15 protein-coding genes are annotated in these 14,766 nt (G+C 73.3%); 2 read left to right on the forward strand and 13 right to left on the reverse strand.

Features of this window, described 5'->3' with window-relative positions:
• A partial coding sequence (gene ccmI / locus K2X24_RS16535; protein WP_292499437.1) for a c-type cytochrome biogenesis protein CcmI occupies positions 1-1,236 on the reverse strand: 1,236 nt, incomplete at its 3' end.
• Between the two features lie 171 nt (positions 1,237-1,407).
• Positions 1,408-2,826 (reverse strand): sensor histidine kinase, encoded by a 1,419-nt coding sequence (locus K2X24_RS16540; RefSeq protein WP_292499438.1) that lies wholly within the window; start codon positions 2,824-2,826, stop codon positions 1,408-1,410.
• 88 nt (positions 2,827-2,914) lie between these two features.
• On the opposite strand from K2X24_RS16540, the gene K2X24_RS16545 reads away from it, so the two are divergent.
• Positions 2,915-3,307, forward strand: a complete 393-nt coding sequence (locus tag K2X24_RS16545; RefSeq protein WP_292499439.1) for a type II toxin-antitoxin system VapB family antitoxin — start codon at positions 2,915-2,917, stop codon at positions 3,305-3,307.
• The gene (locus K2X24_RS16550) at positions 3,307-3,708 is read left to right on the forward strand and encodes a type II toxin-antitoxin system VapC family toxin (protein WP_292499440.1); all 402 of its coding nucleotides are present in this window, start codon (positions 3,307-3,309) and stop codon (positions 3,706-3,708) included. Before K2X24_RS16545 ends, K2X24_RS16550 begins: the two co-directional genes overlap by 1 nt.
• A 2-nt stretch (positions 3,709-3,710) precedes the next feature.
• Here the strand turns inward: K2X24_RS16550 and K2X24_RS16555 are convergent, their stop codons facing one another.
• The 11 genes from K2X24_RS16555 to K2X24_RS16605 all read right to left on the reverse strand — a co-directional run.
• Entirely contained in the window at positions 3,711-4,388 is a 678-nt protein-coding gene (locus tag K2X24_RS16555; RefSeq protein ID WP_238280970.1) for a response regulator transcription factor, read from the reverse strand.
• Positions 4,389-4,507: 119 nt separating this feature from the next.
• Positions 4,508-4,870 (reverse strand): PepSY domain-containing protein, encoded by a 363-nt coding sequence (locus K2X24_RS16560; RefSeq protein WP_292499441.1) that lies wholly within the window; start codon positions 4,868-4,870, stop codon positions 4,508-4,510.
• A 237-nt stretch (positions 4,871-5,107) separates the two neighbouring features.
• The gene (locus K2X24_RS16565; protein WP_292499442.1) at positions 5,108-5,308 is read right to left on the reverse strand and encodes a hypothetical protein; all 201 of its coding nucleotides are present in this window, start codon (positions 5,306-5,308) and stop codon (positions 5,108-5,110) included.
• Positions 5,309-5,318: 10 nt separating this feature from the next.
• Positions 5,319-5,666, reverse strand: a complete 348-nt coding sequence (locus tag K2X24_RS16570; RefSeq protein ID WP_292499443.1) for a hypothetical protein — start codon at positions 5,664-5,666, stop codon at positions 5,319-5,321.
• A gap of 27 nt (positions 5,667-5,693) precedes the next feature.
• A complete protein-coding gene (locus K2X24_RS16575; protein ID WP_292499444.1) occupies positions 5,694-6,218 on the reverse strand; it encodes a hypothetical protein in 525 nt (174 codons plus the stop codon).
• A gap of 63 nt (positions 6,219-6,281) precedes the next feature.
• The gene (locus tag K2X24_RS16580) at positions 6,282-6,947 is read right to left on the reverse strand and encodes a lysozyme (protein ID WP_292499445.1); all 666 of its coding nucleotides are present in this window, start codon (positions 6,945-6,947) and stop codon (positions 6,282-6,284) included.
• Between the two features lie 345 nt (positions 6,948-7,292).
• Positions 7,293-9,083, reverse strand: coding sequence for a DUF2793 domain-containing protein (locus K2X24_RS16585; RefSeq protein ID WP_292499446.1), 1,791 nt, complete (start codon positions 9,081-9,083; stop codon positions 7,293-7,295).
• A gap of 44 nt (positions 9,084-9,127) precedes the next feature.
• Positions 9,128-13,012, reverse strand: coding sequence for a glycoside hydrolase/phage tail family protein (locus K2X24_RS16590; protein WP_292499447.1), 3,885 nt, complete (start codon positions 13,010-13,012; stop codon positions 9,128-9,130).
• A 58-nt stretch (positions 13,013-13,070) separates the two neighbouring features.
• Positions 13,071-13,547, reverse strand: coding sequence for an NlpC/P60 family protein (locus K2X24_RS16595; protein WP_292499448.1), 477 nt, complete (start codon positions 13,545-13,547; stop codon positions 13,071-13,073).
• Between the two features lie 7 nt (positions 13,548-13,554).
• Entirely contained in the window at positions 13,555-14,448 is an 894-nt protein-coding gene (locus K2X24_RS16600) for a DUF2163 domain-containing protein (protein ID WP_292499449.1), read from the reverse strand.
• Between the two features lie 28 nt (positions 14,449-14,476).
• A partial coding sequence (locus K2X24_RS16605; protein WP_292499450.1) for a LysR substrate-binding domain-containing protein occupies positions 14,477-14,766 on the reverse strand: 290 nt, incomplete at its 5' end.

Raw genomic sequence — 14,766 nt, forward strand, 5'->3', positions numbered from 1 at the left:
GGTGCCCGCGCGCCCCGCCTCGTCGGCGGCGCTCGGCACGCCCGGGGCCGGGGCGCCGGCGAGCCCGACCTCGCGGGCCATCTCGTCCAGCCGGCCCTTGGCCTCAGGATCGTCCGCCAGGGCCTTGCGCGCCCGCTCCAGGGCGGCGGCGGCCTTGTCGCGCTCCTTGAGCACGCCGTAGGAGCGCACGAGGCGCAGCCACTCGTCGAGGCTGCCGCCCGTGTCGGAAAGCCGCCGGTCGAGGCCCTCGACCATGCCCCGGATGGCGCCTTCGCGCCCGGCCGGTGGCAGGGACTGGAGCGCGGCGGCACGCCCCGCGTCGGGCGTCTGGACACGCCCCTGGTTCTGCGCCTCGGCCTGGGCTTGAGTCTGGCCTTGAGCCGGCGCCTCGCCCTTCAGGCGCGCGAGGTTCTCCGTCACCAGGGGGAGCCAGGGCGCGTCGGCGGGGGCCGCCGCGACCATCGCCTGCAGGCGGCGGATCGCATCGGGGATGTCGCCCTCGAGCTCGGCCGCCCGGGCCAGGTAGAATTGCGGCTTGGCGACCTGACCGTCGAGGTCGATCGCGCGCTGGAAGATCGCCTTGGCCTGGGGTGAGACGGCGCCGTTGGCCCCCGCCACCAGGGCCTCGCCCCAGTCGGACAGGCGCTGCGGCGTCTCGCCGAGGATGCGGCTCGCGGCCTCGTAGGCATGCGCCGCGTCGTCGAAACGGCCCATCCGCATGTAGACGGGGGCCAGCACCGACCAGCCGCGCCCGTCGGTGGGATCGGCGGCCAGGCGCGCCTCGATCTGGCCGATGGCCTTGAGGAGGTCCTGGTCGGCGCTCTGCACGGATTGCCGCTCGGCCGCGCTCTGGGCCGGCATGTGGGGCGAGCCGTAGATCCCGTAGGCGATGAGGGCGACGAGGGGGATGGTGGAGAGCGCGAAGGCGGAGGCGGCCCGGCGCTGGCGCAGGGCCGGCTCGGCCATGCCGGGGCTCACGGGCACGCCGGCCCGGTTGGCCCGGATCAGCCTCCGCGCCGCCTCGGTGCGGGCGGCCTCAGCCTCGGGGGCGGCGATCAGGCCGCGGGCCTCGTCGCGCGCGATCTCGCGCAGCTGATCCTCGTAGAACCCGGTCTCGGTGGCGAGGCCCCCGGCTTCCGGCGCGGCGGCCGGATCGGCCCGGCGCGACATCGGCCAGAGCAGGGCGAACACCGCCGTGCCGGTCATGAACGCCAGTATGAACCAAAGTGCCGTCATCACGCCCCGGACGCTGCCCCGCTTGCATGTAGACGCGGGCTCCCGCCGGCACGATGCGGACATCGGGCGACACGGTGTCACGCGCACGCGCTGGGAAGAACGGCACAACCTTAGCGGATACGCCCGGCGGATCAAACGCCCGGCGGCTCCGGCCCGCCGGACCCGGCCGCCTCAGTGCGGCGCGACGCCGGCCGGCGCGTCGCCCGGCACCTCGATCACCGCCCGCAGGCCGCCCAGGGTCGCCTCCTCCAGGCGGAAGCGCCCGCGATAGAGGGTCGCGAGATCGGCCACGATCGAGAGGCCGAGGCCGGAGCCGGGCTTCGTCTCGTCGAGGCGCCGCCCGCGCCCGAGCACCGCCGCCCGGTCCTCCGGGGCGAGGCCCGGGCCGTCGTCCTCGATCGCCACCAGAAGGTGGGGATAATCGTCCTTGCCCACCGCCTCCGCCCGGATCGCCACCCGGCTGCCGGCCCATTTCGAGGCGTTGTCGACGAGGTTGCCGATCATCTCCTCGAAGTCCTGGCGTTCGCCCCGGAAGCGCAGGCCCGCCGGCACGTGGACCTCGTAGGCGATGTCCTTGTCGCGGTAGATCTTGCCGAAGGTGCGAACCAGGCCGGCGAGGGCCGGCTCGACCTCCGTCGAGGTGCCGAGCGTGCCGGCGAGCGCTGCCGCCCGGGCCCGGTCGAGGTGGTAGTTCACCTGGTCGCGCATCACGGCCGCCTGCTCGCGGATCTTGGCGGAGAGATCGCCGGGCGCGTCCGCCGCGCCGACCTCGTTGACGATGATCGAGAGCGGCGTCTTCAGGGCGTGGGCGAGGTTGCCGACCTGGGTGCGCGCCCGCTCCAGGATCTCCCGGTTGGTCTCGATGAGCAGGTTCACCTCACCCGCCAGGGGCGCGATGTCGCGCGGATACTCGCCGGTGATGCGGTCGGATTCCCCCCGCCGGATGGCGCCCAGCGCGTTCCGCAGCTTGGCGAGCGGCGCGAGGCCGAAGCGGATCTGCAGCAGGGTGGTGAGCGCCAGCGAGAGGCCGAGCAGGCCGAAGGTGACCATCAGCGAGAAACGGAAGCGATCGACGTCGTTCTCGATCTCGTCGGCGGGGCCGGCGACCCGCACGGTGTAGCGGCCCTCCTCGCCGAGATCGACGTCGCGCTCGATGACGCGCAGGCGGCGCTCGTCCTGGGCCCGGCCATAGCCCTGGCGGATCTGGCCGATGCCCGCCTTGGTGTCGGGCGTGCCGGCGGCCTTCAGGGGCACGCCGACGAGGGAGCGCGAGGTGCGCAAGTCGCGGGGCTTCGCGTCGGGGCGCCCGATCTGCCAGTACCAGCCCGACAGCGGCAGGTCGAAGCGCGGATCGCTCAGGGTGAAGGACCGGCTCTCCGGATCGTTGGGCGAGACGAGGTCGGTGGCGAGGTTGTTGGCGTAGACGAGGAGACGGCTGTCGAAGGCCCGCTCGGTGTTCTCGCGGTACAGGGTCGTGAGAATCCAGGCGGCGATCAGCAGGATCGCCGAACTCGCCAGCAGCGCCGAGGTGGCCAGACGCACCGCGATCGAGCGGCGACGCATCGGGAGCCAGGAGGGAGAGGGAATCATGCGGCGTCCGTCGTCAATGTGTGATCATCCTCGCCATGCGCCCGGCAGCGCGACGGATCGATGTAGACAGGCTGATGGCGTTATGTACATGTCCGATGCGGCCTCGCGTGCACGGATGCCGACGCGCATGGCGAATGCAACGCCAAGACGCTTTGTCCAAGACGCCTTGTCCAAGACGCTTTGGATGACCTTCCGTGATCCAAAGTTTCCGGAATGCGCTGAGAGAGGCGAAGAATCGACCATGGCACTCCACATCCGCGACCCCGAAGCCGACCGGCTTGTGCGCATGCTCGCCGAGCGAAAGGGGATCGCTCTCACCGATGCCATCAAGCTTGCTGTCGGCAACGAATTGCGACGCGATGCCGAAAAGCTCAGCCTGCGTGAGCGGATTCGACCGATACAGGAGCGTATCGCTTCCTATCCACCGACCGGCCTCGAAGCCGACAAGGCTTTCTACGACGAAATCAGTGGTGATGCCTGATGTTTGTCGACGCGTCGGCTCTGGTGGCGATCCTGGCATCCGAGGTCGGCAGCGACGACCTTCTCGATCGCTTGGAGGCTGCCCCCGACCGGTTCACCTCTGCGATCGCAGTCTATGAAGCCGTGCTGGGGATTTGCCGAAAGCGCCAAACATCCGCCGAGGTCGCGCAGGCCGATTTGACTGCCTTCCTGGATGCCGCCGGTATCCGCCTGATGGCGATCCCGCCAGAGGCAGGCACACAGGCGATCGCGGCCTTCGCCCGGTATGGCAAGGGAACGGGGCACCCGGCCCAACTCAACATGGGCGATTGCTTCGCCTATGCGATGGCCAAGATCCATGCCGCCCCGTTGCTCTTCAAGGGCGACGACTTCGCGCGGACCGACCTCGCCGGAACCCGCTGAAATCACACCCGCGGCGCGGGCTGGTTCGGATCGACGAGGTAGCCCAGCCCCCGCACGGTCTGGATCAGGTCGACCGCGAGCTTCTTGCGCAGGCGGCCGACGAAGACCTCGATGGTGTTGGAATCGCGGTCGAAATCCTGGTCGTAGAGGTGCTCGGTCAGCTCGGCCCGCGAGACCACGCGGCCGGTGTGGTGCATCAGGTAGGAGAGCAGGCGGTACTCGTGGCTCGTGAGCTTGACCGGGTTGCCGTCCACGAAGACCCGGCCGGAGCGGGTGTCGAGCACCACCGGCCCGCAGGCGATCTGGCTGGTGGCGTGGCCGGCCGCGCGCCGCAGCAGGGCACGCACGCGGGCCATCAGCTCCTCCATGTGGAAGGGCTTCGTCACGTAGTCGTCGGCGCCTGCGTCGAAGCCGTCGACCTTGTCGGACCAGCGGTCCCGGGCCGTGAGGATGATGACCGGGGTCTTGATGCCGGCCCGGCGCCACTTCTGGAGGACGCTGACGCCGTCGGTCTTGGGCAGGCCCATGTCGAGGATGATCGCGTCGTAGGGCTCGTTCTCGCCGAGATAGCCGCCCTCCTCGCCGTCGAAGGCCTTGTCGGCCACGTAGCCGGCCTCTTCCAGCGCGGTCACCACCTGCCGGTTGATATCCCGGTCATCCTCCACCACGAGCAAGCGCACGGTCCAGAACTCCTACGATGATGGCCCGAACCTCGTCCGTCGCGAGCAACGCACGTTAGACGGCCCGCGCCGGACGCGAAACACCCTTCCGGGTCCCCGCGCGATCACGTTCGACGGCCTCAGGGTCCGCTGACCTGACCGGTGGTGGCGTCCACCATGACGTGGACGAACTGCCCGTCCCGGCGCAGGGCCGTGAGCAGGTAGACCAGCGTCTCGTCGTTGCGGCACAGGCGCGCCCGCTGGATCTCGGCGCGCGGGATGACCTGCCGGGCCGCGCGGATCGCCGCCACGGGGGCGATCACGCGCTTGTCGGCCACCGCCTCGCGCAGGTCTGCGGCACTGAGGCAGGTCTCGCTGCGCGGAACGGTGACGAGGGGGGCCGCGACCGTACCGGAGGTCTCCTCGGCGAGCGTATCGATCGAACCCGTCGCGAATCCCGCGATGGTCAGTCCGATCAACAACAGGGCGAGAAGGATACGCATGATGGACAGATCTAGGGACGAGGCACTGAATGCGCCCTGAATAGCGAGCCAAGCCGAACCTCGGCCATCCGGTTCCCGGCATGGCTGCCCCCCACCGGGCTCCTCCACAATCGGCATGCGCATCCCTCGTGCCGATCCCGTCCGGCGATCCGTGCGGGATGACGGATCTGGGCTTTGCTCGAACGCCACGCGGGTTCGGGCGATACGGTCCGCCGCTCCGATCACGCGAGGGCCGTATCAGAGGCTGCCCGGGGCGAGGCGGGCGAGGGTCGCCTGCAGGACCGAGCCGATCTCGGCCTGCCGGTCGACATGGTCGAGGGCGGCCTTGCGCAGGGCCAGGCTGGAGCGCTCGAAGCGCCGGCGGGCGGCGGTGAGGCGCAGGGCCGCGAGGCGGCGGCAGCGCCCGCGCCGGAGCGGGCGAAGGTCGGGTCGGGTCACGGCATCCTCCTCAGGGGCGGTCGCGCGGCTCGCCGAGCCGGCGCAGGATCTCGTCGAACTTCTCGCGGCCGCGCTCGTCGCTCCGCTCGACGCCGCGCGCGACCTCGGCGGTGAGCCTGGCCAGGTCCTCCAGCACGCGGGTCCTGCTTTCCAGGGCGGCCGCCACGGCGGCGTTGGTCTGCGAGGCCCGCTCCAGGGCGGTCGCGGTGGCGCCCGCATCCCCCAGGCGCGCCTCCTGGGCGCGGGCGCCCTCGCGGTGCAGGTGGAGGCAGGCGAGCCCGAGCAGGACGGCGACGGTCCAACCCGCGCCCTCCTGGGAGACGAGCAGGCGCGCGGCTTCGAGGGCGATCTTTTCCAAGGGCCCGGTCTCCGGCGCGCGGGGTGGTCAGGGCAGGGTGGCGGGGCGGCGCCCGCGCGCGGCCTGCAGGGCGGGGGCGAGGGTGTTGTCCGCCGTGGCCGCCTCCTCGAGGGGAAGGCTGCGGAACACCTTCTCGCCGAGGCCCTCGACCCCGCCGGCGGCGCGGACGAGCCAGCCCGGGGCCTGTTCGAGGCCACGCTCGACCGCGCTCGCGATCACCCGCGCGCCCACCGGCACCGTCAGGGTCCGGCCGCGCACGGCCCCCGCCACGGCGTTGATGCCGTAATCGGCGACGTTGCGCACGAGCCGCTCCACCAGGGTGCTGGTGACGAGGACGCGCAAGGGGCCGGTCAGGCGGGCCAGGGCCGCCAGGGCCGCGGTGGCGGCCAGGGGGACGAGTACGGCGCCCAGGGCCTGGATCGCCTCCGCGAGGGCATCGCCCCAGGGCAGGACGATCGTAGGCCCGGCGGCCGCGCAAGGACCGGTGAGGGCGGCGAGGATCACGGCTCCGGCGGCGAGCGGACGGACGCGGGATGCGGCGAGAGGGACCATGGCGGACTCCGGGGTTCGGCGACGGGATTCGGGCAGGAGATGCGGCGAGGGGGCTCGGGGTGATCAGCCGGTCCGGCCGGCGCCGGCCCGCAGGGCGGACCAGAGGCGAGCCCAAACCCCCGGCGCCGGCGGGGTCTCCGACGCCGGCAGGGGGGCAAGGGGTGAGGAGGCAAGCGCGGCCGGGACCGGGACCCGCACGCGCGGCACGGACCGGCGCGGGGCGGGGAGGCTCGAGACCGGCGGGCTCGGGGCGGGGATCGGCGCCGCGTCGCCCCGGCGGGCCCGGGGCAGGGCCTGGGCGTAGGGCGTGCGGAACTGATCGTACTCGGCGCCCCGGCGCGGGATCAGCGCGGCCGGGCGGTTCCACATCAGGATCGCCTCGGCGGCCCCGGCGCGGTCCCCCGCTCCCAGGCGGCGCAGCACCGTCGAGCGCGCGAAGGCCGCCGGGCCGATGTTGAAGCAGAGCGAGACCAGGGCGTCGAAGGCGTGGTCCGGCAGGTCCGCCGGGACCGCCGCCGCCACGCTGCGCACGTAGCGGGCGAGATCGCGCCGGAAGAGCGCGTCGCAGGCGGCTTCGGTGAGCCGCAGCCCCGGCGTGACCACGGGCGGCCCGGCGGCGGCGGTGTGTCCGACGCCGATGGTCCAGATGCCGACGCTGTCGCGGTAGGCGGTCAGGCGGCGGCCCTCCCGGGCGATCAGCACGGCTTCGCCGATGGTGCTCATGTCCATGTCCGATCTCCGGGTGCTTGAAGACTGCGGGAATCAATGCGACATCCACCCTGATCACGTGATCAGGAGGCGGATATGCTGCGAAAGCTTGTCTCGGCTGCTTTGAGGCGGGATTTGCCAGAGGACGACGGTCCGGCGGTTTCCGGCGGCGCGGCCATCCAACCCGTCGCGGCCGCGGCGCCTCCGGACCTGGAATTTCCGCCGATGCGGCCGGTGCGGCCACCGGCGGCGGAGAACGACAATCCCCTGTCGGGGTTCTGCCCCGTGGTGGAAGCGAGCCTGCAGGCGGCGGGCTACCTGCGCTGAAAGCTCAAGGCGTCCTGAAGCCTCAAGGCGTCATGAGCCTCAAGGCGTCCTGGCTTCGAGGGCCCCGAGCCGCGCATCGAACCCGCGCGCCAGGAACAGAAGAAGCTGATCGACCCGGAAGCCGAAGCGGTCCCCGGCCGCGCGGCCAGGGTCGGCCGGCCGTCCGAATTCGCCAGGGTCGATCATGACCCCGTCCGCGTCGTATTCGGGCGCCCGCGCCTCGAGGGCGGGTGTCGGCGGGATGGCGTCCCATGTGTCATGGCAGACGAGGCCGTACCGCACGGCGTCGAGACCATGCGCCCCCATGATCTCCATCGCCCGCTGCACCGTCATGCCGATGTGCAGGCGGGCAGCGTCGCCCTTTTGCTCGATCGCCGCGAGCCACCCGAAGACGCCCACCTCGCGCGCCAGGGCCTTCGCTGCCGCAAGCTCCTGATCCGTGAGCGGACGAACGGGCGTCTTCTCCCGCGCGTCCGACGTGTTGATGGTTCCGGTGGCCGCGTAAATAACCGTCGCTCGGTTCGTCGCCATACACAGGCTATATGTATTGTCGGCACTTGGCTTGAGCACACCCGAGAGCGTTGCCAGTCCGCTTTCCAGGCGCAGGATAGTCGCCATGGCCTCCGTCCGAAAAACGATCAGGTTTGCGGTGTAATATGTCTGCGAGCCGTATAGATCGGCGTAGGCCAGCGCCTGTTTGCCGCTTGAGTAATTCAGGAACCTGAACTCTGCCGACGAAGATACAGCCGGCACGCCGCCGAGCAAATAGTTGGTCGCGTTTACTGTCGATGGGGTCGCCGCGCCGATCGGCGTATTGTTGATAGCCCCGCCCGTGATCGTGACGGCGCTGGCGTCCTGTGTCCCGATCCCGGCGAGCGGCTTGCCGGAAGCACGGGCGAAAATGAGCACCCGCCAATTCCCTGCCGGGTCCGAGGCGGTGAGGGCCGCGTCACCCGCCTCCGTCAGAATGTTGGCTCCGGTCGGCAGCGAGAGCGAGGGCGGGTTGTGCGTGAGCGTCACCGCTCCCGTGAAGCGGAGGATTCGCACGCGCTTGGCGACGCTTCCGAAGCTCGACACGGTGCCCGTGCCGGTGACGGCAACGCGGGTCGCCGCGAGTGCGCCAAGATTGACGGTGGCCGCCGCCGCGATGCTCGCCTCGGCCGCAGTCGCGTCGACGTTGCCCGTCACCCGATCGATCCGCAGCGCTTCCGTGAAGGTGCCGCCATCGGCCGAGACCTTCAGGGACAAGTCGTCGTCGCCCGTGAGGCCGAGTTCGGCCCGGCCGGAAAAGCCGCTCTGGAACAGGAGCGAGAGGACGTTGCCGGCGGCCTGCTTGTTGAGGGTATAGCGCAGGTCGCCCGATCCGCCCTCGCCGGTGGTCAGGGCGGTCCAGAGGGCCTTGTTCAGCTTGGCGGCGAACGGGTTGCCGGCATCCGCCGTCGTGCCAAGCCCCAAGCGCGCGAGGTTCTGCAGGGCCGCGATGGTGCTGCCGAGGGCGATCCAGGCGCTGCCCGAATGGACGTAGAGCAGGCCCTCGTCGGCGATCCAGGCGAGCCAGCCCGCCTGGGGGACCGCGCCGATCCAGACCCCGTCCTGGAAGCGGACGACCTGCCCCGAGAGCCCGGCCCAGGCGCCGGTCGGCGCGGACGCCAGAACGAGGTAGCGGTCGCCCTCGGCCGGGCTCGGTGGTGGGCTCGCCCGGTCCTTGTCGAGGCAGGCGAGGTGGACCAGGGCGTCGAGCTCGGCCAGGGCCTCGTTGTGGGTGACGTGCTTCTGCGCCTGCCCCGCCGCGATCAGCGGCAGGGCGAGGCGGGGGGTGGTCTCGGACATCGGCCGGCTCCGGAACGGGGTTGGGGACGGGAGGCGGGCCCGGTTCAGGGCGCGCGGACCGGAAGGCTGCCGCGCGTCGCCGGGCCGGGCCCGGTCAGGGTGCCGATCTGGGCGACGGCGACGTCGAGCCGGTCTTGGGGGCCGCCGAAATCGGCGGCCTCGTCGGCGGCGGCGTAGAGCAGGCCCGGCCCGTCCGCCGTCAGGCTGCGCAGGCTCGCGCCGTCGCGTCCGAACACCGTGACCCGGTAGGCGTCCGGCGCTTCCCCCGGCGGTTCGGCCACGTCCCAGGAATCGCCGTCGCGCCGGGCCCGGCGCATCCAGGACAGGCGCACGCCCGCCGGCTCCCGCCGGGCGCGCAGATGGACCGGGCGCAAGGGACGGAAGGCGTCCAGGCCGGCCTGCGCGGACAGCTCCACGAAGGCCGGGTCGGCGGGATCGCGCTCGGCGGGGCCGATCCGGTAGCGGAAGCGCCGTCCGGCCTCGTCGAGGCGCGTGACGAGGGGCACGATCGCCGCGTCGAGGCGCACGACGAGGCTGCCGGCCGGGGTGGGCCGCCCGGCCGCGGCCTCGCTTCCGGCGAGCCCCCGCAGGAGGCCGGTCAGGCGGTAGGTCTCCCGCCCGATCAGCGTAGCGCCCGCCGCCGAGACCAGCTCGATGTCTCCCTCGGGCCCCCGCAGGGCGAAGAGATTGCCGCCCGCGAGCGCCGCGCCCGGGGCGATCGATCCGAGATCGCCCGCATGCCGCAGGCGGACGTCGAGCCGGGCGCCCCGGTCGAAGCGCCAGAGCGGGCCGGGGGCGAGTTCGGTCAGGGTCTCGCCGAGGGCGGCGGGGTAGTCGGCGGTGCCGAACGGGCTCAAGGGGGCCTCGGCGCCCTCCGCCCGCCAGATCGCCACCGTGCCGGGCCAGGGATCGGCCGCCACCGCCAGCACCTGGAGGGGCGCCGGTGCGCCGCGATCGGCCGGCAGGTCGAGGGCGATCGCGAAGGGCGGCCCGGCGAGCGCCGGCAGGGCGCGGCGCGGGCGCGCCTCCGCCCGCTCGGCGGCCCGGGACAGGCCACCGGCGAGCGGCACCCCGCGCGTCTCCACCTGCCGACCCTGCGGGTTGTCGGCGATGCGCAGGATGCGGTGGGGCGCGCCTTCGCCCGGCAGGGCGAGGAGGTCGCCGGGCACGAGCTCGATCCGGCGCGGGCTCACGGTGAAGCGGGCGGTGTCGCGGGCGGCGAGGCGGGCGTCGAGGGCGGCCTCGGCCAGGGCCTCGGCGCTCTCGCGGCGGGTGACGATGGCGGCCTCCATCCGCGCCTCGCGCCGGCGCGCGCCGGTGGGGCGGATCGCGGCGGCGCTGGCGCGGCGGTATTCGGGGCTGTCCGCATCGGTGAAGCCGAACTCGACCGAGCGGGGCAGTTCCGCCTCCTCCGCGCGGACCCGGTTCAGGGGCGCGTCCCCGGCCCGCACCGTCACGAGGTCGCCGGCCTCCAGGACCAGCGGGACCGCGCGGCGCGGCCCGCGCACGGTCAGGGTCCCTGCCAAGGCCGCGACGTCGAGGCCGTAGACCTCCGCCAGGGGCTCCAGGGCGGCCCGGGCCGACATCGGGCGGTCGATGACGTAGCCGTCGAGGAAGGCGTCCGCCGTGATCGCGGCCGGTACGGCGATGCCGAGGTCGGACAGGATCGCGCCGACGAGGCGGTCGAGTTCCAGCCCCTCCAGGCGCCCGGTGATCCAGTGGCCCACGGCCCAGTTGCCGGCATCCGCCCAGACGGTGTCGAAATCCGGAAAGGCCGGGAAGGGCCGCGCGTCCCAGGCCCAGACGAAGATCGAATCGGCCGGCACCATGGGGCCGCCGTAGAGGGGCGAGACCGGGTTGTGGGCGGGCTCGAAGCCGGGCAGGCCGGCATCGAACCGGCCCAGGATGGCGGCGAGGCCCCGGGCCTGGATCAGGTCGTCCCGCATGCCCCGCGAGTGCGGCGGGGCGGCGTTCTCCGCGGATTTCGGGTCGGGGAAGACGTTGGGGCCGTTGGTGCCCCGGTCCACCGCCGGCACGCCGATCTCGGTGAGCCAGATCGGTTTCGCCCGCGGCACCCAGGCGGTGGTCCGGGTCTCGCGGCCGCCGTCGCGCTCGACATGGGGGTTCGACCACCAGCCCACGAGGTCCTTGGCCCGGTGGATCCAGGGCTTGCCGTAGGCCCCGTCGGTGATCGGCGTGCGGACCTGCGCGGCCCGGTCGGCGGCGTCGCGATAGAACCAGTCGAACGCTTCCCCGGCGCCGATCCGGTCCTTCAGGTAGGCCCGGTCGTAGATGTCCCCGGCGAGCGCCCGGTCGGCGTGGGCGGTCCCGTCGCGCCAGTCGCTGAGCGGCGGGTAGTAGTCGATCCCGACGGCGTCGATAGCCGGGTCGGCGAAGAGGGCGTCGAGGGGAAAGCGGATCGTCGCCCCGCCGTCGCGGACATCCGCCCCGTACTCGGTCCAGTCGGCGGCGTAGACGAGCTTCACGCCGGCCCCGAGGCGGGCGCGCACCGCCCGGGCGATATCGCGAAAGCCCGCCACCGCCGGGTAGGCGCCGCCCGCGCCGCGCACCCGGGTAAGGCCGACGAACTCGCTGCCGACGATGAAGCCGGCGATGTCCACCCCCTGCGCCATCCAGGCGGCCGCCAGGTCCGCGTAGTGCAGCAGGAACCCGCGATAGGATTCGAAGAACGCGGCCACCTGCGCGTCCGCCGCCGCCGTGCCGTCGGGGCTTGCCGGCAGGCCGGGGGCGGGGTGGCAGGTGATGCGCCCGCGCCAGGGATAGGGGGGCTGGTTTCCGGCCCCGCGCGGGTCGGGCCGGGTGTTGCCGGCGGGCACGTCCATCATCACGAAGGGATAGAGCACCACGCCGAGGCCGCGCCGGCGCAACTCGGCCACGAGCCGGGTCAGGCCCGCATCCGAGGGAGTGCCGCCATAGGCGGGGCCGCCCCCCGGCGCCGCCGAGACGCGGCCGACCTGCGCCCGTCCGAGGCCGGCCACCGACCAGACGTCGCCGGTCGTCACCTTGGTGGCATTGTCGACCTTCGGCTGGATCGTGCAGGCGCCGACGCGCAGGTCGTCGCCGAACCAGCTCGCCACCACGGAGACGCGGGTCAGGCGCGGGCACAGGGCCTGGAGCGCGTCGAGGGAGGCGACGACGTCGGTGCCGGCCTGAAGCTGGAAGCGGTTGGCGGGCCGCGTGGTCCCGAAGCCGGAATCCTCGGTGACGCGCGCCGGGTCGAGCCCGAACTCCGTGGAGCCGGGAATCAGGCAGACGGCCCGGATCATCCCGGCGAGACCCGAGACCGGACGGATCACCTCGAAGGCGAATTGCGGGACGCGGTTGCCGAACTCGGCCAGCGCCAGGCGCTCGAACACCACGTAGGCGAGGCCCCGATAGGCGGGCGCGTTCCCGGGCCCCTCCTTGGCGACGACGAGCGGGTCGGGCGCCTGGTCCGCCCCGCCCCGGTGCAGGCGGTACGCGAGGGTGGTCAGGTCGAGCTCGCGCCCGTCCGCCCAGACCCGGCGGATGCCGGCGATCTCGCCCTCGCACAGGCCGATGGCGAGATCGACGAAGTAGGCGTAGGCGGTGCGCACGGTTCGGCCGCCGCCCCCGCCGCCCTTGGCCCCGGCCGCCCGCTCGACGCTGGTGCTCGCGACCTCCAGGGGCCGGGTCGCCCAGATCAGCGTGCCGCCGATCCGGGCCCGGCCGTAGACGCGTGGGATCGGGTCGCCCTCGGTGGAGCTCAGGCCCGCCACGTCCGACAGGCGCGGACCCTCGACCCGGCGGGTGCCGGACCCGCCGAACAGGGCCCCGTCGATGCCGGAGCCGGCGGCCGCGCCGACCGCGCTGCCGATGATGCCCCCGATCGGCCCGCCGAGCGCCGTGCCGACCGCCGCCCCGGCCGTTTGCAGGATCAGCGTGGCCATGGCGGTCTCCGGAACGGGCTTGCAGGCGGCGGGGGCGGGCGATCCTTTGCCCGGTTCGTTACGCCGCGCCGGGAAAGCGGAAGACGTGCGCGAGATGGCGCAGCCACCAGCCCGTCAGGGCCACCTCCGTGACGGCGGCGCCGTCATGGGCGTGGATCATCGTGCCGGCGCCAGCGCCGGTGCCGGCGCCAGCGCCGGTGCCGGTGGCGATGGCGCAGTGCCGGGCCGGCAGGTGGGCGCGGAAGCGGAACAGCAGCACGTCGCCGGCCCGGGGCGGTCCGTCGACGGGCGCGAGATGGCGCCTTGCCGCCTCCGCCAGGGGATCGCTGCCGGGCGCTGCGGATTCGGCCCAGGACGCGGAATAGGGCGGGGCCGCCTCCGGTTCGGGGCCGAGGGCCTCGCGCCAGACCCCGCGCAGGAGGCCGAGGCAGTCGCAGCCGACACCCTTGAGGGAGGCCTGGTGGCGGTAGGGCGTGCCGATCCAGCCCCGCGCCAGGGCGACGATCGTCTCGGGGGGCACCGTTTCGGTCTTCATGGCGGCCTCAGCGGAACAGGCTGCCGCCGTCGAGGCCCGGGCCGGAGCCGGGGACCGGGCGCAGCACGAAGTCGTTGCCCGGCAGGTGCGGGAAGCCCTGGAAGTTCGGCACGTTGGCGAATTTCTCGCGGCAGGTGGCCAGGCGCTTGTCGCAGCCCGCGTTCAGGCGGAAGCGGTCGCCGGCCCGGATCGCGGCGGCGGGCGCCTGCCAGAGTTCGAGGCGGACCGCGCCGTCCGCCGCGACTTGCGCCCGCAGGTCGGCCGCGTGGCCGCTGGCGGACCCGCTGGTCCAGACGAGCCGCCCGCCCGCGAACCAATGGTCCGGGAAGGTGCCGGCCAGCACCACCTCCAGGGTGCCGGGCTCGGGCGTGGCGCGCACGCTGCCGGTGGTGGAGAGCCGCGCGTCCGTCAGGTCGACCCGGCAGCGCGCATCGCCGAGATCGGCCCCGCAGGTGGCGCGGTAGGTCCGGCCTAGTTCGGCGTCGAGGCGGTCCATCAGCCCGCGCAACTCGGCCACGAAGGCGCCCCCGGCGCGGCGGACCTCGCCGACCGTGCCGATCTCGAGGAGCAGGCGGATCTCCGGGTCGCTCCAATTCACCAGCCAGGTCTCCACGCCGGCCCCGTCGTAGAGGCCGCCCGCGATGTCGGCCTCCGTGAGGCCCATCGCGCTGAGCGCCCCCGCCACCTCGCCGCCCGCGATGGCGAAGCCGAGTTCGGCGGTGGCCTCGGCCGCCTCCAGGCCGGTGCCGGCCGCATGCGTCAGGCCCCCGAAGGTCAGGTCGCGGTCGTGGTCCGTGAAGCCGAGGCGCAGCCCGTCGCGCCGGGTGAGCGCCCAGCAATGGCACAGGGTGGTGGCCCCGCCGGCCAGGTGCGCGGCGAGGTCGGGGGGCAGGTCGCGCATGGCCGGGAAAATCCTCGTGGAGACAGCCTCAGGAGCGCTGCGGGTTGACCCGCGGGTCGGCCCGGAGCCGGGGCACGGCGAGGTCGATGAAGGCGCGCACCTTGGCGGGGGCGCGCCGGCCCTCGGGGCTGACGACATGGACCGGCATCGGGGCCGCCTCCGGATCGTCGAGGACGAGCCGCAGGCGTCCTTCCGCCAGCGCCGGGGCGACCTGGTAGGACAGCAGCTGCGCGATGCCCTGGCCGGCGAGCGCCGCCGCCAGCACGGAATCGATCGTGTTGCAGGTGAGCCGGGGGCGGGGGGCGCCCCGCGGCGCGG

Origin of the sequence: Methylobacterium sp. (genome assembly GCF_019750675.1) — a bacterium.
Classification (GTDB): domain Bacteria; phylum Pseudomonadota; class Alphaproteobacteria; order Rhizobiales; family Beijerinckiaceae; genus Methylobacterium.

Coding starts and splice junctions, on each gene's coding strand:
- K2X24_RS16590 (WP_292499447.1), bottom strand. CDS start 13,012: ATGGCCACGCTGATCCTGCAAACGGCCGGGGCGGCGGTCGGCACGGCG.
- K2X24_RS16575 (WP_292499444.1), bottom strand. CDS start 6,218: ATGGTCCCTCTCGCCGCATCCCGCGTCCGTCCGCTCGCCGCCGGAGCC.
- K2X24_RS16560 (WP_292499441.1), bottom strand. CDS start 4,870: ATGCGTATCCTTCTCGCCCTGTTGTTGATCGGACTGACCATCGCGGGA.
- K2X24_RS16600 (WP_292499449.1), bottom strand. CDS start 14,448: ATGCGCGACCTGCCCCCCGACCTCGCCGCGCACCTGGCCGGCGGGGCC.
- K2X24_RS16540 (WP_292499438.1), bottom strand. CDS start 2,826: ATGATTCCCTCTCCCTCCTGGCTCCCGATGCGTCGCCGCTCGATCGCG.
- K2X24_RS16595 (WP_292499448.1), bottom strand. CDS start 13,547: ATGAAGACCGAAACGGTGCCCCCCGAGACGATCGTCGCCCTGGCGCGG.
- K2X24_RS16545 (WP_292499439.1), top strand. CDS start 2,915: ATGTCCGATGCGGCCTCGCGTGCACGGATGCCGACGCGCATGGCGAAT.
- K2X24_RS16550 (WP_292499440.1), top strand. CDS start 3,307: ATGTTTGTCGACGCGTCGGCTCTGGTGGCGATCCTGGCATCCGAGGTC.
- K2X24_RS16580 (WP_292499445.1), bottom strand. CDS start 6,947: ATGGACATGAGCACCATCGGCGAAGCCGTGCTGATCGCCCGGGAGGGC.
- K2X24_RS16585 (WP_292499446.1), bottom strand. CDS start 9,083: ATGTCCGAGACCACCCCCCGCCTCGCCCTGCCGCTGATCGCGGCGGGG.